The 21,523-nt window shown below is 61.1% G+C and carries 21 protein-coding genes; 10 read left to right on the top strand and 11 right to left on the bottom strand.

Annotated elements, in window-relative coordinates; all coding sequences use genetic code 11:
- The first annotated feature begins 405 nt into the window (after nt 1–405).
- The gene (locus tag ACW5W7_RS21130) at nt 406–1,038 is read left to right on the top strand and encodes a LysE family translocator (RefSeq protein WP_456502985.1); all 633 of its coding nucleotides are present in this window, start codon (nt 406–408) and stop codon (nt 1,036–1,038) included.
- A 70-nt stretch (nt 1,039–1,108) separates the two neighbouring features.
- Here the strand turns inward: ACW5W7_RS21130 and fis are convergent, their stop codons facing one another.
- On the bottom strand, nt 1,109–1,405 hold the full coding sequence (gene fis / locus ACW5W7_RS21125) for a DNA-binding transcriptional regulator Fis (RefSeq protein WP_005309538.1): 297 nt from the start codon (nt 1,403–1,405) through the stop codon (nt 1,109–1,111).
- Between the two features lie 25 nt (nt 1,406–1,430).
- A complete protein-coding gene (dusB, locus tag ACW5W7_RS21120) occupies nt 1,431–2,396 on the bottom strand; it encodes a tRNA dihydrouridine synthase DusB (RefSeq protein ID WP_349919442.1) in 966 nt (321 codons plus the stop codon).
- Nucleotides 2,397–2,688: 292 nt separating this feature from the next.
- On the opposite strand from dusB, the gene ACW5W7_RS21115 reads away from it, so the two are divergent.
- The 4 genes from ACW5W7_RS21115 to ACW5W7_RS21100 all read left to right on the top strand — a co-directional run bounded on the left by ACW5W7_RS21115 (nt 2,689) and on the right by ACW5W7_RS21100 (nt 7,484).
- The gene (locus tag ACW5W7_RS21115; RefSeq protein WP_456502984.1) at nt 2,689–4,095 is read left to right on the top strand and encodes a TolC family protein; all 1,407 of its coding nucleotides are present in this window, start codon (nt 2,689–2,691) and stop codon (nt 4,093–4,095) included.
- A 67-nt stretch (nt 4,096–4,162) separates the two neighbouring features.
- Nucleotides 4,163–5,167, top strand: a complete 1,005-nt coding sequence (locus ACW5W7_RS21110; protein ID WP_456502983.1) for an HlyD family secretion protein — start codon at nt 4,163–4,165, stop codon at nt 5,165–5,167.
- Nucleotides 5,167–6,303 (top strand): ABC transporter permease, encoded by a 1,137-nt coding sequence (locus tag ACW5W7_RS21105; RefSeq protein WP_349919437.1) that lies wholly within the window; start codon nt 5,167–5,169, stop codon nt 6,301–6,303. The genes ACW5W7_RS21110 and ACW5W7_RS21105 overlap by 1 nt, the downstream gene beginning before the upstream one ends.
- Nucleotides 6,300–7,484 (top strand): ABC transporter permease, encoded by a 1,185-nt coding sequence (locus ACW5W7_RS21100; RefSeq protein ID WP_456502982.1) that lies wholly within the window; start codon nt 6,300–6,302, stop codon nt 7,482–7,484. The genes ACW5W7_RS21105 and ACW5W7_RS21100 overlap by 4 nt, the downstream gene beginning before the upstream one ends.
- Nucleotides 7,485–7,518: 34 nt before the next feature.
- On the opposite strand, the gene ACW5W7_RS21095 is transcribed toward ACW5W7_RS21100, so the two are convergent.
- From ACW5W7_RS21095 to ACW5W7_RS21085, 3 genes are all read right to left on the bottom strand, one after another.
- Nucleotides 7,519–8,154: an SDR family oxidoreductase gene (locus tag ACW5W7_RS21095; protein WP_456502981.1), complete on the bottom strand. Its 636-nt coding sequence runs from the start codon at nt 8,152–8,154 to the stop codon at nt 7,519–7,521.
- 129 nt (nt 8,155–8,283) lie between these two features.
- A complete protein-coding gene (locus ACW5W7_RS21090; RefSeq protein ID WP_349919434.1) occupies nt 8,284–9,138 on the bottom strand; it encodes a DnaA ATPase domain-containing protein in 855 nt (284 codons plus the stop codon).
- 90 nt (nt 9,139–9,228) lie between these two features.
- Nucleotides 9,229–9,897, bottom strand: coding sequence for a DnaT-like ssDNA-binding domain-containing protein (locus tag ACW5W7_RS21085; RefSeq protein WP_456502980.1), 669 nt, complete (start codon nt 9,895–9,897; stop codon nt 9,229–9,231).
- A 250-nt stretch (nt 9,898–10,147) separates the two neighbouring features.
- Between ACW5W7_RS21085 and ACW5W7_RS21080 the strand changes: the two genes are divergently transcribed.
- The gene (locus tag ACW5W7_RS21080; RefSeq protein ID WP_349919432.1) at nt 10,148–11,119 is read left to right on the top strand and encodes a response regulator; all 972 of its coding nucleotides are present in this window, start codon (nt 10,148–10,150) and stop codon (nt 11,117–11,119) included.
- A 73-nt stretch (nt 11,120–11,192) separates the two neighbouring features.
- Here ACW5W7_RS21080 and ACW5W7_RS21075 read toward each other — a convergent pair whose 3' ends face one another.
- The 3 genes from ACW5W7_RS21075 to ACW5W7_RS21065 form a co-directional block, all read right to left on the bottom strand.
- Nucleotides 11,193–12,590 (bottom strand): peptide MFS transporter, encoded by a 1,398-nt coding sequence (locus tag ACW5W7_RS21075; RefSeq protein WP_349919430.1) that lies wholly within the window; start codon nt 12,588–12,590, stop codon nt 11,193–11,195.
- Nucleotides 12,591–12,803: 213 nt separating this feature from the next.
- The gene (gene galU, locus ACW5W7_RS21070) at nt 12,804–13,715 is read right to left on the bottom strand and encodes a UTP--glucose-1-phosphate uridylyltransferase GalU (protein WP_349919429.1); all 912 of its coding nucleotides are present in this window, start codon (nt 13,713–13,715) and stop codon (nt 12,804–12,806) included.
- A 95-nt stretch (nt 13,716–13,810) separates the two neighbouring features.
- Nucleotides 13,811–14,131, bottom strand: coding sequence for a ComEA family DNA-binding protein (locus tag ACW5W7_RS21065; protein WP_456502979.1), 321 nt, complete (start codon nt 14,129–14,131; stop codon nt 13,811–13,813).
- Between the two features lie 164 nt (nt 14,132–14,295).
- Here ACW5W7_RS21065 and cysQ point away from each other — a divergent pair, with 164 nt between their 5' ends.
- A complete protein-coding gene (gene cysQ / locus ACW5W7_RS21060; RefSeq protein WP_456502978.1) occupies nt 14,296–15,066 on the top strand; it encodes a 3'(2'),5'-bisphosphate nucleotidase CysQ in 771 nt (256 codons plus the stop codon).
- Nucleotides 15,067–15,155: 89 nt separating this feature from the next.
- On the opposite strand, the gene ACW5W7_RS21055 is transcribed toward cysQ, so the two are convergent.
- The 3 genes from ACW5W7_RS21055 to ACW5W7_RS21045 all read right to left on the bottom strand — a co-directional run bounded on the left by ACW5W7_RS21055 (nt 15,156) and on the right by ACW5W7_RS21045 (nt 17,692).
- Nucleotides 15,156–15,452: a YciI family protein gene (locus ACW5W7_RS21055; protein ID WP_349919424.1), complete on the bottom strand. Its 297-nt coding sequence runs from the start codon at nt 15,450–15,452 to the stop codon at nt 15,156–15,158.
- A gap of 24 nt (nt 15,453–15,476) precedes the next feature.
- Complete coding sequence (locus ACW5W7_RS21050) at nt 15,477–16,028, bottom strand: septation protein A (RefSeq protein WP_456502977.1); 552 nt, start codon at nt 16,026–16,028, stop codon at nt 15,477–15,479.
- Nucleotides 16,029–16,168: 140 nt separating this feature from the next.
- On the bottom strand, nt 16,169–17,692 hold the full coding sequence (locus ACW5W7_RS21045) for an aminotransferase class V-fold PLP-dependent enzyme (protein WP_456502976.1): 1,524 nt from the start codon (nt 17,690–17,692) through the stop codon (nt 16,169–16,171).
- A 214-nt stretch (nt 17,693–17,906) separates the two neighbouring features.
- Between ACW5W7_RS21045 and trhA the strand changes: the two genes are divergently transcribed.
- From trhA to ACW5W7_RS21030, 3 genes are all read left to right on the top strand, one after another.
- Entirely contained in the window at nt 17,907–18,542 is a 636-nt protein-coding gene (trhA, locus tag ACW5W7_RS21040) for a PAQR family membrane homeostasis protein TrhA (protein WP_456502975.1), read from the top strand.
- Nucleotides 18,543–18,656: 114 nt separating this feature from the next.
- Complete coding sequence (locus tag ACW5W7_RS21035; RefSeq protein ID WP_456502974.1) at nt 18,657–20,318, top strand: putative transporter; 1,662 nt, start codon at nt 18,657–18,659, stop codon at nt 20,316–20,318.
- 221 nt (nt 20,319–20,539) lie between these two features.
- Nucleotides 20,540–21,523, top strand: a 984-nt coding sequence (locus ACW5W7_RS21030; RefSeq protein WP_456502973.1) for a retention module-containing protein, incomplete at its 3' end; no start/stop codon positions are given.

Genomic DNA, 21,523 nt, shown 5'->3' with positions numbered 1-21,523 from the left:
TAGTGTGGCATTCGCCATGCGAGAGTAGGACACTGCCAGGCACCCAATTAGAAGAAGCCCGCTCATCTGAGCGGGCTTTTTTATTGGCTGACATTTGGAATTTTGCAGATATTTTGCCCAATAAGAGCCTGTTTATTAGACAACCACATCGTAAAACCATATCAAACTAGTCAAACAAACTGCCTCCTGCACCTCCGATTACCTGTCTCGGACTACCGGACTACCGGACTACCGGGCTTCTTCTCTCCACATCTTCCCTCCACCTCCAACTGCAACTGCAACTGCAACTGCAACTGCAACTACAAGGCAACTATGCCCTGTATTGATAATCACTATCGCGAGAGACGGGAGTGACAAGCGCGACGGGATCCATAGACTAGGTGTTTCATGCACAAGGAGCTGTCTATGTTGGGGATCCACGATCTGGCGTTGTTTATCGTATCGGGCTTGTTGCTGAACATGATGCCGGGACCGGACTCCCTGCTCATCATGCTGCGCAGCGGCTCCCAGGGCTGGCGAGCCGGCTCGGTGGCGGCGCTGGGGATAGGGACAGGCACCATGGTACACGTGCTGGCAGCGGCGCTGGGGCTGTCAGCCCTGCTCAGTGCCTCGGCCGAGCTGTTTGCCGTCATCAAGCTGGCAGGGGCGCTCTACCTGGTCTATCTGGGGATTTCACTGCTCAGGCAAAAGGCGAGTACCGCAGTGGCAGGAGAAGGGTCAGTGGCGCTGCCCAGGCTTTCCTATGGGCGCATCTACCGGCAGGGGCTGCTGACCAATGTGCTCAACCCCAAGGTCGCGCTGTTTTTCCTCGCCTTCGTCCCCCAGTTCATCGATCCCGCCGCGCCACAGAAGGCGCTGGCCTTCATCGTGCTGGGCTGCATCTTCAACCTCAACGGCATGATCTGGTGCCATCTGCTGGCCTTCTCTACCGCCTTTGCGAGCAGCAAGCTGCGCCTGCCAGCCCGGGTCGGGACCTGGCTCAACCGTGTGATGGGGGGTCTGTTTGTGGGTCTGGGGATCAAGCTGGCCGCCGAATGATGGCCATAGAAAAAGGCGTATCCCATCGCTGGGATACGCCTTCGTCTGCAACTGCAGCAGGAGACTGAAATCAGTTCATGCCGTAGCGCTTGAGTTTCTTGCGCAGGGTACCACGGTTGATGCCCATCATCACGGCGGCGCGAGTCTGGTTGCCACGGGTGTACTGCATGATCACGTCCAGCATGGGGGCTTCGACTTCGGAGAGAACCATATCGTACAGATCAATCACTTCCTGACCGTTCAACTGGGCCAGGTAGTTACGCAGGGCCTGTTGCACAGAGTCACGCAGGGGGCGCTGGGTCGGCTCGGCGGCGTGATTGTGAGTAGTTGTTACCAATGCATCAGAAGTCAGGGTTTGTTCGAACATATTCGGTCGGCTCTTTAGTTATGCGTTAACCTAATCCATCGAAATACACTTCAAGTGCCGTCAGCTGTGCATCAGCACAATCCAGGGCATTGAAATGTTTACGGAATTCTCGGCCCGTCTCTTCTTCATCCAGATACCAGCCCACGTGTTTACGGGCAATGCGCGCTCCCAGATATGCACCGTAAAACTGGTGCAGGTTGGTAACATGCTCGTTCATCAGGGTGCGAACCTCTTCCCTGTCGGGAGGTGGCAGCTTGGTGCCCGTCTCAAGAAAATGACGGATTTCCCGGAAAATCCAGGGTCGTCCTTGCGCTGCACGGCCGATCATCACGGCGTCGACGCCGGTATAGTCGAGGACATACCGGGCCTTCTCCGGGCTGTCTATGTCGCCATTGGCGACAACAGGAATCGATACGGCCTGCTTAATCGCCCTGATAGTGTCGTACTCCGCTTCCCCCTTGTAGAGGCAGGCGCGGGTACGACCATGCACGGCAAGGGCCGCGATACCGCAATCTTCGGCGATTCGGGCGATCTCCTCGCCATTGCGGTTATCCGGATCCCATCCTGTGCGGATCTTCAAGGTGACAGGCACGTCCACTGCATCCACCACGGCCCGGCAGATGGTTCTGACCAGATCGGGTTGGCGCAGCAGGGCGGAACCTGCCAACTTCTTATTCACTTTTTTTGCCGGGCATCCCATGTTGATGTCGACGATCTGAGCGCCCTGCTCCACGTTGTAGCGGGCAGCAAACGCCATCATCTCGGGGTCAGCCCCGGCAATCTGGACCGATCGCAAGCCGCCTTCTGCAGAGTGATCCATTCTCATCCTGGTTTTCTGGGTATCCCAGACATCCGGGTTGGCCAGCAGCATCTCGGAAACGGCCATGCCGGCACCCAATCGCAAACAAAGTTCACGAAATGGTCGGTCTGTTACACCGGCCATGGGGGCCACGATCAGGGGAGTTTCAAGCGTGTGGGGACCTATCTGCATTACACGGTTACCATCGGCTTAGGGCGGCGTATATTACGCATTTTTTAGTCAGGAGAAAAGGTTAGTATTTGAGCGTCAGCCATTTTTTTCTGAAAAAAACGTCGCGCCAAGGCTTGCAAATTCAGGAGTGCTTGAAAATCAGACATATTGTCTGGGACGATAGGCGGGGTCAAATGAGTGAGGGGTGTCACGATTTGTGAGTCTCCCTCCGCCATGGGTTTACGTTATGATAGCGAGCCTGAATCGAGCAAAGGCTCCACACAATTTCATTACAAATAGATTTTGGGGATGTATGACGTCAAGGTTCATCAAATTGCTCAGTCCGTGCCTGCTGGGCGCCATGCTGGGCTCGGCTCAGGCCCAGACCGTCAGCTTCACCGAAGCCTGGAGCCGGGTCATCCAGCAGGATGATGGTCTGGCGGCGGAACAGGCGGGCGTGGCGCGAGCCGAGCAGCTGCGTGAGGCGGCCAAGGCCATGTATCTGCCCAAGGTGGATGTGGGGGCCAGTTATACCCACCTCGATCAGCCGATGGAACTGGACATGCTGGATCTCAATCCCATCGCCAACCACCCGGAGTTTGGCAAGGTGCTGGGGCCCGTGATGCAGGCGCTGAACCTCAGTCCGAGCGACTTCGTCACTCCCTTGACCAAGCAGAACGTGGTCACCAGCTCGGTCAAGATGCTGTGGCCACTGTTCACCGGCGGGCGCATCGATGCGGCCCAGGACATTCGCCAGGCTCAGGTGAGCGAGGCGCAGCAGCTGCTGGTGCTCAAGCAGCAGTCCACCTTCGAGAGCCTCTCCCAGACCTATTTCGGCGTGGTGCTGGCGGCGCAGGTGGTGCAGACCAAGCAGGAGATAGAACAGGGGCTGGCCCATCATCTGGATCATGCCCAGAAGCTGGAGGCCCAGGGCCAGATCGCCAAGGTCGAGCGACTCTCCGCCCAGTCTGCCTATGACAGGGCGCGCATCGATACCCAGAAGGCGCGGCGCAGCCTGGAGATCGCCCAGCTGGCCCTCGGCCATATGCTCAAACTCAAGCAGGCGGAGCCCAATACCCGCCTCTTCATCAACTCAGGCATGCCGCAACTCGACCCCTTCGTGCAGGAGACCCTGGCGGTACACCCCGGTCTCAAGCTGCTGGCGGCCAAGAAGGAGCAGGCCCAGGGCATGATCAAGCTGGAGAAGGGCAAATATGCCCCCGAGCTGTTCCTGTTCGGCAACTACAACCTCTATGAGGATGACTCCATCGTCTCCAAGACCACGCCGGACTGGCTGGTCGGGGTGGGGGTCAGCATGCCGCTGGTGAGCCGTGACGGCCGCTCGGAGACGGTGCAGGCGGCCAAGAGCGCCGAGCTGCAGGTCAATCTGCTGCAGGCCAAGACCCGCCAGGATCTGGAGTTGCTGGTCGAGAAGACCTGGCGCGAGGCGGCTCAGGGGCTGGAGGAGTATCAGTCCCTCGCCTCCACCCAGGCGCTGGCGCAGGAGAACGTGCGGCTGCGGGACAAGGCGTTCGGCCAGGGGCTCTCCACCTCGCTGGACGTGGTGGATGCCCGGAATCAGCTGGCGGGGGTCAAGACCCAGCGCGCGGCCGCCGCCTATCAATACGTCATCTCCCTGGCCCGATTGCTGGCGCTCTCCGGTCAGATGAACAGTTTCAATCAATATCAGCATGGTCAGGCCATCGAGGTGAATTCATGAGCCCTGCGCTGTTGATCCCACATTGTGTTTCGACCGCCAAGGGTCGCCCGTTTGCCGAGGTGAATGCATGAGTCACTCCCCCATCAAGAAGAAGATGAGCCGAGGCAAGCCGTTGTGGCTGGCCCTGCCGCTGGTGTTGCTGGTCATCTGGCTGGGCTGGCGCTTCTGGCTCGCCTATCAGCCGGAGCCGGTACGGCTGCAAGGGCAGATAGAGGCGCAGCAATACTCCGTCTCCTCCAAGGTGGCGGGGCGCATCGATGAGGTGCTGGTGAAGAAGGGGGATCTGCTGAGCAAGGGACAGCTCGCCTTCACCCTGGCGAGCCCGGAGATCGAGGCCAAGCTGAGTCAGGCCAAGGCGGGTCAGGCGGCGGCTGGCGCCCTGGCGCAAGAGGCCGAGAAGGGGGCGCGGGCCCAGCAGATCGCGGCGGCAAAAGATCAGTGGCAACAGGCCAAGGCGGCGGCCCTGCTCCATGGCAAGACCTATGCCCGCATCGCCAACCTGCACCGTGACGGCGTCATGCCCCTGCAGAAGCGAGACGAGGCCTGGACCGCCTGGCAGGCGGCCAAGTACAGCGAAGGCATGGCCTGGCAGCAATATCAGATGACCCTTGAAGGGGCGCGGGAGGAGACCAAGGTGGCGGCCCGGGAGCAGGCCAAGATGGCGGCAGGCTCAGTGGCCGAGGTGGAGGCTTATCTCGCCGATACCCGCATTGTCACTCCGCACGCCGGTGAAGTGGCTCAGGTGCTGCTGCGCAGTGGCGAACTGGCTCCCCAGGGCTTCCCCGTGGTGACCCTGCTCGACATGGAGGATGCCTGGGCCCAGTTCCACATCCGTGAGGATCTGTTGCCCCGCTTCCCGGTGGGCACCGAGTTCGACGCCCGCATTCCCGGCCTTGGGGATCAGCTGATCCGCTTCAAGGTAAGCCATGTCGCGGCCATGGGCGACTTTGCCACCTGGCGCGCCACCGATACCCGTCAGGGCTTCGACATGAAGAGCTTCCAGGTGGAGGCCCGTCCCCTGCAAGCGGTTGAGGGGCTGCGGGTCGGCATGAGCGTACTGGTCGAGCTTTGATGAACAGCGAGTGGCGACGACTGTGGCAGGATCCCTTCGGGCGGGCGCTGGCGAGCTGGCTCCCGCTGCTGCTGATCGGGATCCTGTGCTGGATCTTCTCGGCGGGGCTTGCACGGGATCTCAAGATAGGCCTGGTGGATCTGGACAGGAGTGCGCTCTCCCGCCAGCTGGCGTTCTCGCTGGATGGTTCGAGCGGGCTTAAGGTCAGCGACCAGTTCGACTCCATCGACGAGGGAGCCAGAGCGCTGCGAGGGGGGAGTATCTACGCCCTGGTGGTGATCCCCGCCCATCTGGAGCGGGACGCTCGGGAAGGCAGCCAACCTCAGGTCACCGTGCTCAACAACGGCCAGTTCATCCTCATCGCCAAGCTGGTGAGCTCGGCCCTGGCCCAGGTGGTCGGCACCCTCAACGGTCAGGTCGGCGTATTGGCGGCCATGGCGGATGGCAAGGCGCTGCCCGGCGCGCTGGGACAGTCTCTGCCCATCACCAGCCAGATCACGGCGCTCTACAACCTCAACTCCAGCTACGCCCAGTTCCTGCTGAGTGCTCTGCTGCCCGCGGTGTGGCAGATCCTGGTGGTGCTCTACGGTTTGAATGCACTGGCACGGCTAGACCGACTCGGCCTGAACTGGGCCCGTGAAGGGGTCTGGAAGGGCCTGTGGCGCATTTTGTTGCCTCACGTGCTCATCGGCTGGGCTTGGGGGCTGGGGTGGAGTCTGCTGCTGTTTATGGCGTTTGGCTATCCCATGCAGGGTAGTTGGCTGATCCTGACGCTTGGGCTTGGGTTGGCATCGGCCGCCTGCGTCAGCATGGGGGCCTTCTTCTACGCCCTGTTGCGGGATCCGGCGCGGGCGCTGTCGATAGCGGGGGCTTACACCGCACCGGGCTTTGCCTTCATGGGAGTCACCTTCCCGGTCAGTGCCATGGGGGATCTTGCCCAGTTCTGGCGCAGCCTGTTGCCGATCTCCCATTACGTCGAACTACAGATAGGGCAGACCAACTACGGTCTGCCGCTCGGGGCGACCCTGCCCCAGTTCGGCGCCCTGTTGCTGTTCCTGCTGCCCCTGCTCGTGGTGGTGCGCCGTTATCGACCGCAGACGACCCTGGGCCCCGGGGCCGGGGAGGCCAAATCATGATGGGCTTCTGGGATCTGCTGCGCCTCGAGCTGCGCAGTCTGCTGACGGACAGGGCCATCATGCTGACCCTGTTTGGTGGCGTCTTCTTCTACTCCTTCCTCTATCCCCAGCCTTACCTGAATCAATTGCCGCGGGAAGAGGCGGTGGTGGTGGTCAATGACGATGGCAGCCAGCTCTCCCGCCAGCTGGAGTTCATGGCCGATGCCACGCCCCAGGTCAGACTGGTGGCGCGGGTCGCCAGCCTGGACGAGGCTCGCCACTGGCTGCTGACCGGCAAGGCGAGCGGCATCTTGCACATCCCCCGCCACTTCTATCGGGATCTGATGCTGGGCCGTAGTGTGACCTTGAGCTATGCGGGGGACGCCTCCTACTTCCTGGTGTACGGCACCATCGCCGAGGGGTTGGCCCAGGCGGGCGGCACCCTGGCCGCTCAGGTGAAGGTGGCGCGCCTGCTGAGCCACGGGGAGGCGCTGCCCCAGGCGGCCGTGGGCTGGAATGCGGTGGGCCTCAACGTGCTGCCGGTGTTCAACCCCTCCATGGGGTATGTGAACTACGTGGTGCCTGCGGTGTTCGTGCTGATCCTGCATCAGGTGCTGCTGATGGGGGCCGGCATCCTGGGGGCGACCCAGAACCAGCTCAGCCGCCGTGGCGAACGTGGCTATTGGCAGCAGGCGCCCGTCTGGGCCTTGCTGCTGGCCAGAACCCTGGTGCTGGGGGGGATCTTCGTGCTGCCCGTGACCTACTTCTTCGGCTTCTGCTTCGATTACTACGGCATAGCGCGCAGCGCCGAGCCGGGAGCGCTCTGGCTGTTCACCCTGCCGTTCCTGCTGGCGACCACCTGGCTCGGCATCGTGCTGGGGGCGCTGTTTACCCGCCGGGATCTGCCAACCCAGGTGGTGCTGGTCTCCTCCCTGCCGCTGGTGTTCCTTGCCGGTTTTATCTGGCCTCTCGAACTCATCCCTGCGCCGCTCAACTGGCTGGCCCAGTGGGTGCCGAGTACCCCGGCCATCGAGGGTTTCCTGCGTCTGAACCAGATGGGGGCCGCGTTTTCCCAGGTCTCTGGCTACTGGTGGCAGCTGTGGGGGCTGGCCCTGTTCAACGGCCTGCTCGCCATCCTCTTGCTGGCCTGGCGTCAGCGTCAGGGCACCGAACCCGATATGAAAACGGTCAGCGAAAGCTGACCGTTTTTCAAAGATCCGGCACCCGAATGGCGGCTTAACTGCGTTGCAGGCCGGGCTCCCCGATGGCGTAGATCTGGCCGAGGGCCTGCAGGTCGGTGAGCAGTTGCAAACCCTGCAGCGCCACGTCCTGGCGCCTGACCAGGCCGTGTACCTCCTGCCCCTGACTGAGCACTGCCTTGCCGGTCGCCTCCCCATCCTGCAGGCCGGCTGGCCGCAATATGGTCCATTCAAGCCCGCTTGTCTGCAGCCAGCTCTCCGCCAGACTCTTCAGCCGCACCTCGTGACCGAAGGCCTCCCGCGCCCGCTCGGGCAGGTATTGCCAGCTGTCGCCGCAGCCGAGGGACGTGACCAGCAGCAGGCGCTTGAGTCCGGCCTGCTCCATGGCGTCGATCACCTGGCGGTTGCCCTGATAATCCACGGGTTGCTGCTGACGGAAGCTGCCCAGAGTGGAGACCACCCGGGCCTCGCTGCCGGCCAGTTGGCAGGCTGCGGCCACGGCGGCCGAGTCCAGGGCATCCCCCTGCACCGTCTCGGCCCCCAGCTCTTGCAGCTCGGCGGCCATGTCGGGGTTGCGTACCAGGGCGACGACCCTGTGGCCTTGGCGCAGTGCCTGCTCGGTGAAGGCGCGGCCCAGCCCGCGGCTGGCTCCGAAGATGAGAATGGTCGGCATGAGAGAGTTCCCTTGAAGAAAAGGGGTAGCCTAGGGCCTGGAAGAGGGGATGTAAATGAGAGTTGTTTTTATCTGTGAAGGGAGAGCAGAAAAGCAACGGGCCGACGTCGATGACGTCGGCCCGCAGAGTCAGCCGTTGTAGTGGCCGATGCTGGGGCGGCGACTGGGGCCACTCAGGTGGATATCCACCGGGTTGAAGGCCTTGATCGCCTCGAAGCTGAAGTCCCCGATGGCCTGGTGCAGGCTCTGGGGGCTGTGGTTGGTGATGATGATGACGCTCTTTGACAGGTTGCGACGGCGGCGCAACAGGTGGCCGAGGAAGCTGGACTGGCTCTCCGCCATCTTGGCGCGGTTGGCGGCCACTTCGTCGATAATCAGCAAATCCACCTCTTCCAGGGCGCGGCGATACTGGTTGCGCTCCTCCTGATCCTGGATGACGTTGAAGAACAACCGATCCACGATGGAGGCCCACTGCTGGAAGATCACCGATTTCTGGTGACGTTCGATCAACTCGTGCGCGACGGCTCCCGCCAGGGTCGATTTGCCGGTGCCGTAGTCCCCGTAGATGAGCATGCAGCCGCCGCCGCTCTTCTCCCAGTGCTCGAAGCCGCTGATGAAGTAGCGGGCGGTCTCGATGGGATATTGCAGCGCCGGATCCGTGGCATCCATCTTGTCGAAGATCCAGTCAGGGTTGAGGTCGGCCTGGGCGATCAGCTTCAGGATCCGCTCCTGGCGCGCCGCCTTCTGCAGCTCGCGTACTTCCTCGTTCGCCTTGGCGTCGTACTCCTTGCGCAGGGTCTCGTAATCGTACTGGCTGCCGCCGGTCTGGGCCTGCAGGCGGCGGATGCGCTCCAGCAGGCCACCCACATGCTGGCTCAGCTCGGGATCGTGCACGCGCTGATCCTGCTTGGCTCTGGCTATCTTCTTGCGTCTGGCCTCGATCTCTTCCAGCTCCTGGCGCAGGGGATCTTGCGGGTCTGTCATGAATGGCTCCTTCTGCGAGGGAAAGGGTAAAGGGCGGACAGGGGTGTGGCCGACGGTGCGGCCAATAGTGCCTGCTGCCGATGCCTGGGATCAATCATTATCCGGCTCCTGGGCCAGGCGCTTGGCGGTTTCTATCATCTCCTGTGCCCGTCTGCTCGGGCCGGACTCCACCGGGGGCGGGCTGACCTGCTGATAGCCCTTGATCTCCATCGGCTGGCGGCGGGCGTAACGGCGGCTCTTCAGGGTACGGATGAATTTGAGCATCCACTGGTGCTGGGAGTCGAACACCTCGGGGCGGCCCAGCCAGTAGGCGATGAACTCCCCGAGATCTTCCTCGCTGTAGCTGGCGTCGATCACGCCGCACAGCCGGGCGAGGGCGGGCAGCTCCTCATCCGGGCGCCACTGCAGGTGCATCTGGAACGGCCGCTCCGGCAGCGGGCTGCGTACGCGCTGACTCAGCAGGGGCAGCAGGAAGGGGCACTGATGATAGTGCCCACTGTCGCCATGGGCCTCGACTTGCAACAATTCTGCTTCCATCAATTCATCCAGCAGCTCGGTCAGCTGTCTGGCATTGACCTGATAGCAGAAACCGCTGGGATCGCCCGGATCGACCACCGCCAGCGCGCGCCCGAGCTCCGGGTAGTTGAGCCGGGTCTGCCGGTTTTCCAGCACCAGCCGGCGCAGTTGCAGGGTATAGAGGCTGCGGGCCGGATGGGACAACCTGGGATGGGCGAGGGCGCTGTATTCGGCTGGGGTCATGGTCTGCTTCACAATCGGGAATGAGGGCATTATCCCTCATGGTGGGGCTGCATACAATTCGTGGTGCCAGGGCTGGCAATGCCTCTGGGCACCAAAAAATATTGATGAAATAGTCAGTCTATTTCAACCAGTTGGGCCGGGCATCGGCAGATTCATGACGCGCAATTGCATCCTTGGGTGGCGATATAGACCCCACATGATCTAGGCTTAATATCCAACTAACACGCTGACTAATAAGAGCTTTGTCAAGATGTCAAAAGCCGGACTACGGATCTTGGTGGTAGAGGATGAGGCGGTTTTTCGCCACTCCCTTGTCACTTATCTCGAGCATGAGGGGGCCTGTGTCTTTCAGGCCGAAGATGGCATTGAAGGGCTCTCCGCCGCCGCCCTTTATCACCCCGACATCGTGCTCTGCGATCTCAACATGCCCAATATGGATGGCCACGAAGTGATAGCCTGCCTCGCCGCTCGCTATCCCGAGGTGCCCGTCATCGTCATCTCCGGTCAGGACAAGATGGCCGCCATCGAGCGGGCGCTGCGGGCCGGGGCGAAGGACTTCTTCATCAAGCCGGTCTCCGACTATGACCAGATCCGGCGCAGCATCGACCAGTGTCTGGCGGGCGTCGGGCATCAGAGCCAGCAGCTCGAGCTGATGGAGCACATGGACTTCTTCCGTGCCCACGACAGAGCCTCCAGCCGTCTGCTGGCCTGGCTGGCCCCCCCAGGTCTGCAGGAGTGGGGCCCCTGGCAGGTGACCTTCGCCGGCATGGGCAACCTCTTCATCCCCGATACCTTCAAGCTGGATGACAAGCTGCTGGTGCTGGTGATGGAGCTGCCCCTCCTTGGCATGGATGCGGCCTTCTGCAGCGCACTGGTGCGCTCCCTGATGAACGGGCCCTACCGCCAATACCAGCAGCAGGAGAGTCTGCTGCTGACCCAGCCCCATCGCCTGCTGGATTACCTCAATCTGCAACTGCTGGAGTCGGGGTTGCGCCACTCCTTCTCCATGGCCGCCCTGCTGTTTGATCAGGAGGATGGTCTGGTGTTTGCCAATGCCGGTCTCACCTCGCCGCGCTGGTTGATGCGCTCGGGGGGCTTGCCCCTGGGGCTGATGCGCAGCAGCCGTTACAGCCTGCACAAACGCAGCTGGCACGAGCCATTCGAACTGCAGTTTCGCAGTGACAGCGGCAGCGCGTTGAAGATGCAGGTGCGCCATCACTGAGATCGCGAGCCACAAGCCGGAAAGCAAAGAGGGCGCCCAATGGGCGCCCTCTTTGTTGCTGCATCCTGACCGATCAGACGGTGGCGGATTGCAGTTTCTTGTCGCTGTCGTCGGCGGCTTTGGCCGGGCCTTCGGCACCGTGCATCCAGTAGACCAGGCGATTGGCCATGGTCAGCAGGATCAGCGCGCTGATCACGGCGGCCAGTGCGATACCGCCGAAGATGGCCATGGCGCCGGACTCGCCCACGAAGGAGCCGATGAAGCCGGCGGCATAGTTGGCCAGGGCCACGAAGCCGAACCAGGCCCCCATCATCAGGGAGGCCAGGCGCAGCGGAGCCAGCTTGGTCACCATGGAGAGACCGATGGGGGAGAGGCAGAGCTCGCCCAGGGTGTGGAACAGGTAGGCACCGACCAGCCAGAACATGGAGGTTTTGACTGCCTGATCACCACCTTGCTCCAGCACGGCACCGATCATGAACAGGAAGCCGACGGCCAGGAACAGCAGGCCCATGGCGAATTTCACCGGGGAGTTCGGCTCTTTCTTGCCGAGCTTGATCCAGATGGCCGCCACGATCGGGGCGAGGGTGATGATGAAGAAGGGGTTCAGGGACTGGAACCAGGCGGTCGGCACTTCGAAGCTGCCGATCATGCGGTCGGTGTATTCCTGTGCGTACAGGTTCATCAGACCACCGGCCTGCTCGAAACCGGCCCAGAAGATGATGGTGAACAGGCCCAGCACCAGGATGACCTTGATGCGATCCACTTCCTGCTTGGTCAGCGGAGCCTTCTGCTCCTTGGAGCGTTGCTCGGCGGCGCGCTGGGCGGCCGGTACACGGCCGATGTCACCCAGGAAACGCTGGGCCATGGTGGCTTGCACCACCAGGGAGAGCAGCATGCCGATACCGGCGCTGACGAAGGCTGCTTGCCAGCCGTAGGCGGTGGCGGCAGCGCCACAGATCACGCCAGCCAGCAGGGAGCCGAGGTTGATGCCCATGTAGAAGATGGTGAAGGCACCGTCGCGGCGATGATCCCCTTCCTTGTACAGGTCACCCACCATGGTGGAGATGTTCGGCTTGAACAGACCGTTACCCAGGATCAGCAGACCGAGGCCCGCGTAGAAGACGGTGTTGACCATGTCCGGGAACATGGTGTGGGGCAGGGCCAGGGTGAACTGGCCGGCCGCCATCAGTATGGCACCAAACAGGATGGCGCGACGTTGACCGAGGAAGGTATCCGCCAGCCAGCCGCCGATGATGGGGGTGATGTAGACCAGGCCGGTGTAGATGCCGTACAGCTTGAGCGCATCGGCTTGTGTCCAGCCCATGCCGCCATTGGCAGTCATGTCGGTCAGATAGAGGACGAGCACGGCACGCATGCCGTAATAGGAGAATCTCTCCCACAGTTCGGTACTAAAGAGCAAAAAAAGCCCTTTAGGGTGACCTAAAAAGGTCCCTTTGGACGGGTTATTCATTGGAACTTCCACCTGTGTCTTATATTTTTTTAGAAATTTTATGCAAGGGCTAGGAACAAGCCATCTTTCTTATAAAACAAGCGGAATCGAATTACAACGAGCGTTTTTGACGTTATTTTATCTATCGATGGTTGATTTTTTGTTTAAAAAATGAAAAAGGGCATCGAATGATGCCCAGTTTTTTATTCTGTATATTGTGCAAATATTCAGCGATTACAACTCTTTGGCAAATTGCTTCAGCCAGCTGGTGAACTCCTTGCCGAGCTCCTTGTGGCGGCTGGCATATTCCACATTGGCCTTCATATAACCAAACTTGCTGCCGCAATCGTGGCTGCGGCCTTTCATGAAGTAGGCGTTGACCTGCTCCTTCTCCATCAGCATGGCGATGGCGTCGGTCAGCTGGATCTCGTCCCCGGCGCCGGCCGGCGTCTTCTCCAGCAGGGGCCAGATGTTGGCAGACAGCACGTAGCGGCCGACCACGGCGAGGTTGGAGGGAGCCTCGTCACGGGGGGGCTTCTCGACGATGGCCTGCATCGGCAGTGACATGCCGGCGGTCAGTGCCTCGCCCTTGATGTCGGCGATGCCGTATTTGTCCACATCCTGCTCGGGCACGGCTTCCACCATGATCTGGCTGATCTGATCGTCTTCGAACAGATGCACCATCTCGGCCAGGTTGTCCTGCTTGAGATCGCTGGCCACCTCGTCGATCAGTACGTCCGGCAGCAGCACCGCAAAGGGTTGATCGCCGATCAGCGGGCGGGCGCAGAGCACCGCATGGCCCAGACCCTTGGCCTCACCCTGGCGCACGTGCATGATGGTCACGTCTTTGGGGCAGATGTGTTGCACCTCTTCCAGCAGCTGACGCTTGACCCGCTTCTCCAGGGTCGCCTCCAACTCGAAACTCTTGTCGAAGTGGTTCTCGATGGAGTTCTTGCTGGAGTGGGTCACCAGGATGATCTCCTTGATGCCGGCGGCGATGGCCTCACGCACCACGTACTGGATCAGTGGCTTGTCGACCACCGGCAGCATCTCCTTGGGAATGGCCTTGGTGGCGGGCAGCATGCGAGTGCCCAGACCGGCGACAGGGAGAACGGCCTTGCGAACAACGAGAGGGGTCTTTTTCATGGAAGTGAGTCCGAAGATACGAAGTGGGCTCATGATACCCGAAGAAAAATAGGGCAGCCACTGGCTGCCCACAGGAGAAACAGGGTCTTGACTCGCTACTTGACGATGATCATGTCCCGGTTTGCATCCAGGGTTGCGGGTCCGATGCCGCTCACCTCCTCCAGTTGCTCCACCGAGGTGAACTTGCCCTGCTTCTCACGGTAATCGACGATGGCCTGGGCCTTCTTCTCGCCAATGCCCTTCAGGGATGCAAGCTCATCGGCGCTGGCGGTATTGAGGTTGACCTTGCCGCTCTCCTTGGCCTGGTTGACGGTTGCGGCGGGCTGGGTGGCCGGCTTGTCGGCGGCGAGCAGGGGTTGGCTAAAGAGCGGCAGCGCGCCCAGCAGCAGGGCGGCAGTGAGTGTTTTGTAGTTCATGGTTTACGTCCTTGTTAGGTGCCATACGGCTATAGAAAGCTAGCCGAGCTGCGCCACTTTTCGTCTGTCAGAATTAGCAGGGAATAACTCAGGTGAATCAGCTATAAGCCGGGTGCCGTCTCCTCGGTTACACTGGCTAACCATTTGAACAGGATGCCTTTTCCATGTCCCAACCCGCCATTTCCGATCTGGAGCCCATCGCCCGCGCCGCAGGTCGTGCCATCCTGGCCATCTACCATCAACCCTTCGAGGTGGAATACAAGCAGGATGAGAGCCCGCTGACCGCGGCCGACAAGGGGGCTCACGAGATCATCGTGCGGGCGTTGGCAACATTGACGCCAGGGATCCCCGTGCTGTCGGAGGAGTCGGATGCGGGTGTCATGCAGGAGCGGCTTGACTGGTCACGCTACTGGCTGGTGGACCCTCTGGATGGTACCAAGGAGTTCGTCTCCCGCAACGGGGAGTTCACGGTGAACATCGCGCTCATCGAGGCGGGCAGGCCGGTCTGGGGACTGGTTTATGCCCCCGTGCTGGACAAGCTCTGGTATGGCGGCAAGGGAGTCGGGGCCTGGCGGACAGATGCGAGTGGCACAGCTCCTATCCAGACTCGCCCCCATGCCGAGGGGCAGGTCTGGAAGGTGGTGGGCAGTCGCAATCACCTCTCTCAGGCCACTCTGGATTATCTGGCCCGTTTCGGCGACATGGCGAAGGGGGAGATTGAGCTGATCGCCATGGGCAGCTCATTGAAGTTTTGCATCATCGCCGAGGGCGGGGCCGAACTCTATCCCAGGTTGGCACCGACCTGCGAATGGGACACGGCGGCGGCCCAGGCGGTGCTGGAGGGAGCCGGGGGCAGCGTGACCCAGCTCGATGGGGCTCCCCTTGCCTACAACAAGCCGGATATCCTCAACCCCTGGTTTGTGGCCAAGGCCTGAGCCACCCCGCCGTTCTCGCGAGCCAAATAGAAAGGCCGGACATTGTCCGGCCTTTCGCATGTTTGAACACAGCCAGGGGCGCGGCTGACTCAGAACACCTTCTTGTAAGGCTTGATGGTGACCTTGGCGTAGACGCCAGCCGCCACATAAGGATCGCCGTCGGCCCAGGCCTTGGCCTCTTCCTGGCTGCCAAACTCGGCGATGACGGTGCTGCCGGTGAAACCCGCATCGGCAGGATCCTCGGCGTCGATGGCCGGGTTGGGGCCGGCGGTCAGCAGCCGCCCCTCATCCTGCAGTGCCTGCAGACGGGCGAGGTGGGCGGGGCGAGCCAGCTTGCGCTGGGGCAGGCTGCCCGCGACGTCTTCGGAGTAGATCAGATACCACATGGAACAATCCCTTTCTGGTTGCGGTTATTTGTCCTGTTCGGCCTTCTGCTCGGCAGGCATATGGCGATAGAGATAGACGCCGCTCAGCAGAGTGAAGACCAGGGTCAGGCCGAGCAGGCCGAACACCTTGAAGTTGACCCACACCTCTTGGGACAGGTTGAAGGCCACATAGAGGTTGAGCAGGCCGCAGAGGGCGAAGAAGCCGACCCAGCCTAGGTTGACATGATCCCAGATGCGATCGGGCGCCTGCAGCTCCTTGGCCAGCATCTGCTTGATGAGGTTCTTGCCAAAGCCGTAGCGGCTGATGAGCAGGGCGAGGGCAAACAGCACGTTGATCACGGTCACCTTCCACTTGATGAAGGTGTCGTCGTGGAAGAAGACGGTGAGGCCGCCGAAGAAGCCGACCAGCAGGAAGGTGAACAGCTGCATCTTCTCTACTTTGCGATAGCGGATCCAGCTGTAGGCGAGTTGCAGGCCGGTGACCACCACCAGGGCACCGGTGGCCATGTAGATGTCGTAAAACTTGTAGACCGCGAAGAAGACGATCAGGGGAATGAATTCAATAAACTGCTTCATGCTGGGTCCGTTAACCTCAAAATTTCACTCAGTGTACCTGCCTGCCAGACAACGGCAAATGAATAAGACCGCGCTGTTGCGTCGCCAGTTCCCGCGCTGTCGGATCTTGGCTGCGTTATCCGGCCGATGATGTTCCGGCATCAGGCCTGCGGGGCCTTTGCCCCAAATAGCTCGTGGGCGATCACCTTGCCAAGGCGCTCCTGATCCGCCAGCAAGTCCTGGATGTGGTGTTGCTCGATCAGCGGGTTGAGCAGCACGGCCCGCAGCAGCGTGAGGGGTTGCTCGCCGTATCGGCCGACCGCCCGCTGGGTACGGGAGACGAAGCTGTGACCCTCGGCCCGCTGCGCCTTCTGCAGCGCCACGTTGAAGTCATTGATCTGCCTGTTGGCGGCATCATCCAGTGCCTTATTCTGTAGATGTGGCGGAATGCAGCGGTAAGAGAGCAGGTTCATCACGGGGGCAGAGATTAATTCGAAGGCCGGGCTCTCTTCGATGAGCCTGGCCATCAGCCTGGCCCTGTCGTAATTCGCCTCGATAAGCCCGGCATAGCCTTGCTGGCCCAGCAGTTGGAAGGCGGCGTCCAGATAGAGCGCATTGGCGGGGCGGGTCCCCTCCAGGGTGAAACGCCCCTGATCGAAGGAGGTCGCCCGAATGGCATAGGGGGCTTCCCGCTTGACCGTCATCATCAGGTCCGGCTGGCGGCAGAGCAGCATGCCGGTACCGAGCGGCACCAGAAGTTGTTTATGACCATCCAGCGTCACCGTGTCGGCCTGCTCGATCCCGGCCAGCAACTCCTGATAGCGGGGGGAATAGAGGGTGGGACCGCCCCAGGCGGCATCCACATGGAAGTGGATCCCCTCCCGTCCGGCGATGGCGGCGAGTTCAGGCAGGGGATCGATGGAGCCAAAATCCGTGCTGCCGGCGACGCCGACCAGGGCCAGCACCTTGAGTTTTTGCGCCTTGCAGCGAGCCAGTGCGGATTCGAGCGCCGCCAGGCTGAGGCGATTGTCATCATGGGTATCGAGCCGCCACACGCTGGCCGCGCCGAGACCCAGCAGATCCATGCCCTTGTCGAAGGAGTAGTGCATCAGCCGCGACCCCAGGATCACGGCGCCGCGATAGCCCTGTTCATAGAGAGAAAACAGGTTGTCACCACAGGCCTGGTTGCGGGCCAGCCAGAGAGCGGTGACGTTGGCGATGGTACCGCCGCTGGTCATGACGCCGAGGGCCGCATCCTTGGCGTGCATCTGGCTGGCATAGAAATCGTCGCTCTGGCGGTAGATCAAGCGATGCAGCTTGGCCAGCACTTCCCGCTCCAGGAAGCTGAGCAGGCGGGAAGACTCCATCTTCATCGGGTTCTGGTTCAGCATCACCAGCAGGCGGGAGAGCTCGGCGGTAAAGGTCGGCAGCGGCGCCGTCATGTGTCCCATGTAGCGGGGGGAGGTGAGGTGCGAGGCGCCGGGAACCAGGGTCGCCAGCCGGGCCAGGTACTCCTGGGTGCTCATGCCGGCAGCGGGCATGCGGGACTGATCGAACTGGTGGATGAACTGGTCCCGTTGATAGGGCGCCTGACTGTCGTCCGAACGATGGAAGGTCTCCAGCAGGGCCGTCATGGCCTGGCCGAAGGCCGGATCCGGTTGTGTGAAGAGATCAGTCAGTGTCATCGGGTCCTCCAGACCTGCGTGGGGGCAGACTACGCCAGTTTGGGCCTTGCCCGGGGTGTGGCGCCGGCCGCAGAGCATACACCAAAGGGGCAGGGGGAGCAGCCATCTCCTGCGCATCGCGCCGCGCTCCGTGACGGCACTTTTATTTTGAGCTAACACTTGTAGCCTTAAATGAGGGCCGCTAGAGTGAGGCGAGTTTTGGCAGGAGGCAGTGATGAGTAATGTGACCGGTTATTCCCCGCGGGAGGAGTGGGCCAATCGCCTCAGCCATGGGCTGGGGCTGCTGCTCGGGATCCTGGGGCTGGCCCTGCTGCTGCACAAAGGCTGGGATGAGGGTCCCCAGGTATTGCTGAGCTACGGCCTCTATGGCATCAGTCTGGTGCTGCTCTATCTCGCCTCGACCCTCTATCACAGCGTGGCGTCGGCAACGGCACGGCGCTGGTGCAAGCTGTTTGATCACTGCGCCATCTATCTGCTGATCGCGGGGACCTATACCCCCTTCTTGCTGGTCGCCCTGGACACGCCTCTGGCTCAGGGATTGATGGTGGTGATCTGGGTGCTGGCCCTGGCAGGGGCCGCGTTCAAGCTGGTCTTTATCAATAGATTCAAGCGACTGTCTCTGTTTACCTACCTGCTGTTGGGTTGGCTATCGCTGGTGGTGGTGTATCAGCTCTACCTTCATCTGGCGGGGGAGGGGCTGCTGCTGCTCGGGATAGGGGGTCTCATCTACAGTCTGGGGGTGATCTTCTACGCATCCAAACGCATCCCTTATAACCATGCCATTTGGCACTTGTTCGTGCTGGGGGGCAGCGCCTGCCACTTTGCGGCCATTTATGGTTATGTTGACTAGCCCTTAATTGGTATTTTGGCGCCAATGAAAGCCTGAATTCGTGCGGCATCCCACAGTTGCCTCCTGCATTTGCTGACAAGCTAACGACAGTCTGGTTTGGAAAGGATGCATGCAATGAGTGAAATCGCGCTTTCCATCAGCATATTGTCGCTGGTGGCAGTGCTGGGGCTCTGGCTGGGAAACTGGCGAGTCTATGGCGTTGGTTTGGGGATAGGGGGGGTGCTGTTTGGCGGCATCATAGTGGGGCACTTCGCCGGCCTCTCCGATTTGCAATTGAACGAGCAAACACTTCATTTTATTCAGGAATTTGGCCTCATCCTGTTTGTCTATACTATCGGCATCCAGGTCGGCCCCGGCTTCTTCTCTTCCCTGCGCAGCTCCGGACTCAAGCTCAATGGCTTTGCCGCCCTGCTGGTGCTGCTCGGCGCCCTGGTGGCTGTCGGGCTGCATCAGCTGTTTGACGTGCCGCTGCCTGCCATCCTCGGGATCTTCTCCGGTGCGGTGACCAATACCCCTTCCCTCGGGGCGGGTCAGCAGATCCTGGGAGAGCTGGGAGCCGCTCCCGACATGATGAGTACCATGGGGATGGGGTATGCCGTGGCCTACCCATTCGGGATCTGCGGGATCCTGCTCACCATGTGGTTCATCCGGGTGTTCTTCCACATCAAGATCGATGAGGAGGCGGCGGCGTTCGAGCAGCAGGCCAACAAGGGCAAGGAGAGCCTGCAGACCATCAACATCGCGGTGCGCAACCCGAATATGCACGGTCTGATGCTGCGGGAGATCCCGAGTCTGGATGAAGCGGACGTCATCTGCTCCCGCCTCAAGCGTGGTGAGGAGCTGATGGTCCCGAGGCCGGAGTCCCGCATCGAACTCGGCGATCTGCTGCATCTGGTCGGCGAGCAGCACGCCCTGCACAAGGTGTTGCTGGTGCTGGGGGAGGAGGTGGATACTTCGCTCTCCACCCGAGGCACGGACCTGCGGGTCGAGCGGGTGGTGGTCACCAACGAGCAGGTGCTCGGCAAGCGGATCCGCGATCTCGACATCAAGCAAAAATACGATGTGGTCATCTCCCGTCTCAACCGGGCGGGGATCGAACTGGTGCCGACCAGTCAGACCAGCCTGCAGTTTGGCGACATTCTCAACCTGGTGGGACGCCTCGATGCCATCGAGGCGGTGACCAGCGTGGTGGGCAACGTGCAGCAGAAGCTGCAGCAAGTACAGATGCTGCCGGTCTTCATTGGTGTCGGGCTGGGGGTTTTACTCGGTTCTATTCCTTTCTATCTGCCTGGTTTCCCCGCGGCCCTCAAACTGGGGCTGGCGGGTGGACCGCTGGTGGTCGCCCTTGTCCTGTCGCGTATCGGCAGTATCGGCAAGCTCTACTGGTTCATGCCGCCGAGTGCAAACCTGGCCCTGCGGGAGCTCGGCATAGTGCTGTTCCTGGCGGTGGTGGGGTTCAAATCCGGCGCCGGTTTCATCGATACCCTGATCAACGGCGACGGTCCTGCCTGGGTGATGTACGGGATGGCGATCACCCTGATCCCCTTGGTGGTGGTCGGGCTGCTGGCTCGTCACTACGGCAAGCTCAACTACCTCACGCTTTGCGGGTTGCTGGCGGGCTCCATGACGGATCCGCCCGCGCTGGCGTTTGCCAATGCCATGCACCCTACAAGCGGAGCCAGCGCGCTCTCGTACGCAACGGTTTACCCCTTGGTGATGTTCCTTCGGATTATCTCGCCCCAACTGCTGGCCATCCTGCTCTGGGCCGGAGCTTGAGACCCCTAGGCTGGAGCCAGCATCAGGCTCCAGTCTCCTGCCTGTTATATAAAATGCTATTGATTTAATTGGCATTATCACACTCTCCCACAGTTCTGCTCCATCGTTCAATCCAGTCCCGAATTAGTCTGTTCGTTCGAATTTTCTAACTGGTTTCTGGGCTCAGGGACGGGCACAGTAGAGGCTGGAAAAGTATGCCCATAGATATTCAGGAGAGACCGATGAGCAGCCACAATATCGTTTTGGAACAGGATGTCGTCATTACCCAGTTGAAAGGCAAAGTCTATCTGGTTGCAGCAGATGGAAGCCAAATCCCGCTGGCCGAAGGCGATGTCTTGCCCAAGGATGCTGTTGTGCTTGCTCCGGACGGCGCCAGCTTCCAGGGGGGGGAGACGACCTTTACCCTGAGCCCGACCAAAGAGCCCATCCCTGCCGCGGAAGATATCCTGCTGGCGCAAAATAATGCAGCGCAGACGCCGGATGACATCGCCGCCTTGCAGCAAGCCATTCTCGAAGGGGTTGACCCCACCAAGGCCTTTGAAGCCTCTGCCGCGGGTGGTGCTCCTGCCGCCGGCAATGCCGGTGGCGTTGCGGGCGCCAGTGGCAACGGTGGCTTTGTCTCCATCGATAGAACCGGTGATGCCACCATAGCCGCCGCTGGTTTCGACACGGCCAACCCAGATGAGCCGGGCATTGTTGCCGAGGCGCGGGATGGTGAGGACGAGAACGTCGATCTGACGGCGCCCGTCATTACCGTCTCTGCTCCTGACAACACCAATGACAAGACCCCGACCCTGACCGGAACCACAGATGCGCTGCCGGGCAGCACAGTGACCCTGCTGGTGACCGATGCCAACGGTAACCAGCAGACCCTGATCACCACGGTCAATCCGGATGGCAGCTTCAGCGTCGATGTCATCACCCCGCTGGCTGATGGCCCTTATGATGTGACGGCCTCGGTGACTGATCCCTCCGGCAATACCGGTATCGCTACCGATAATGGCAGTGTGGATAGCACTGCACCAGCCCTGGCCATCGAGCTCGATGCCAACATCACTCAGGACGACGTGATCAACGCGGCCGAGTCCAAGCAGGACATCGCCGTGACCGGTCGCGTGGGGGGCGACGTGAAAGAGGGCGACACCGTCACCCTGACCGTCAACGGCAAGACCTTCACCGGTCTGGTCCTGGCCGACAAGACCTTC

Source organism: Aeromonas intestinalis (assembly GCF_054052485.1).
Note: the sequence above shows the minus strand (reverse complement) of the source record. Positions and strands in the feature narration are given on the sequence as shown.

Excerpts from the sequence above, each read along its gene's own strand:
- ACW5W7_RS21110 (WP_456502983.1), top strand. The coding sequence starts at position 4,163 with ATGAGTCACTCCCCCATCAAGAAGAAGATGAGCCGAGGCAAGCCGTTG.
- ACW5W7_RS21035 (WP_456502974.1), top strand. The coding sequence starts at position 18,657 with ATGAGTGAAATCGCGCTTTCCATCAGCATATTGTCGCTGGTGGCAGTG.
- cysQ (WP_456502978.1), top strand. The coding sequence starts at position 14,296 with ATGTCCCAACCCGCCATTTCCGATCTGGAGCCCATCGCCCGCGCCGCA.
- ACW5W7_RS21095 (WP_456502981.1), bottom strand. The coding sequence starts at position 8,154 with ATGCCGACCATTCTCATCTTCGGAGCCAGCCGCGGGCTGGGCCGCGCC.
- fis (WP_005309538.1), bottom strand. The coding sequence starts at position 1,405 with ATGTTCGAACAAACCCTGACTTCTGATGCATTGGTAACAACTACTCAC.
- ACW5W7_RS21080 (WP_349919432.1), top strand. The coding sequence starts at position 10,148 with ATGTCAAAAGCCGGACTACGGATCTTGGTGGTAGAGGATGAGGCGGTT.
- ACW5W7_RS21100 (WP_456502982.1), top strand. The coding sequence starts at position 6,300 with ATGATGGGCTTCTGGGATCTGCTGCGCCTCGAGCTGCGCAGTCTGCTG.
- ACW5W7_RS21090 (WP_349919434.1), bottom strand. The coding sequence starts at position 9,138 with ATGACAGACCCGCAAGATCCCCTGCGCCAGGAGCTGGAAGAGATCGAG.
- ACW5W7_RS21130 (WP_456502985.1), top strand. The coding sequence starts at position 406 with ATGTTGGGGATCCACGATCTGGCGTTGTTTATCGTATCGGGCTTGTTG.
- galU (WP_349919429.1), bottom strand. The coding sequence starts at position 13,715 with ATGAAAAAGACCCCTCTCGTTGTTCGCAAGGCCGTTCTCCCTGTCGCC.
- ACW5W7_RS21050 (WP_456502977.1), bottom strand. The coding sequence starts at position 16,028 with ATGAAGCAGTTTATTGAATTCATTCCCCTGATCGTCTTCTTCGCGGTC.
- ACW5W7_RS21055 (WP_349919424.1), bottom strand. The coding sequence starts at position 15,452 with ATGTGGTATCTGATCTACTCCGAAGACGTCGCGGGCAGCCTGCCCCAG.
- ACW5W7_RS21065 (WP_456502979.1), bottom strand. The coding sequence starts at position 14,131 with ATGAACTACAAAACACTCACTGCCGCCCTGCTGCTGGGCGCGCTGCCG.
- ACW5W7_RS21085 (WP_456502980.1), bottom strand. The coding sequence starts at position 9,897 with ATGACCCCAGCCGAATACAGCGCCCTCGCCCATCCCAGGTTGTCCCAT.
- ACW5W7_RS21115 (WP_456502984.1), top strand. The coding sequence starts at position 2,689 with ATGACGTCAAGGTTCATCAAATTGCTCAGTCCGTGCCTGCTGGGCGCC.
- ACW5W7_RS21105 (WP_349919437.1), top strand. The coding sequence starts at position 5,167 with ATGAACAGCGAGTGGCGACGACTGTGGCAGGATCCCTTCGGGCGGGCG.
- ACW5W7_RS21045 (WP_456502976.1), bottom strand. The coding sequence starts at position 17,692 with ATGACACTGACTGATCTCTTCACACAACCGGATCCGGCCTTCGGCCAG.
- dusB (WP_349919442.1), bottom strand. The coding sequence starts at position 2,396 with ATGCAGATAGGTCCCCACACGCTTGAAACTCCCCTGATCGTGGCCCCC.
- trhA (WP_456502975.1), top strand. The coding sequence starts at position 17,907 with ATGAGTAATGTGACCGGTTATTCCCCGCGGGAGGAGTGGGCCAATCGC.
- ACW5W7_RS21075 (WP_349919430.1), bottom strand. The coding sequence starts at position 12,590 with ATGAATAACCCGTCCAAAGGGACCTTTTTAGGTCACCCTAAAGGGCTT.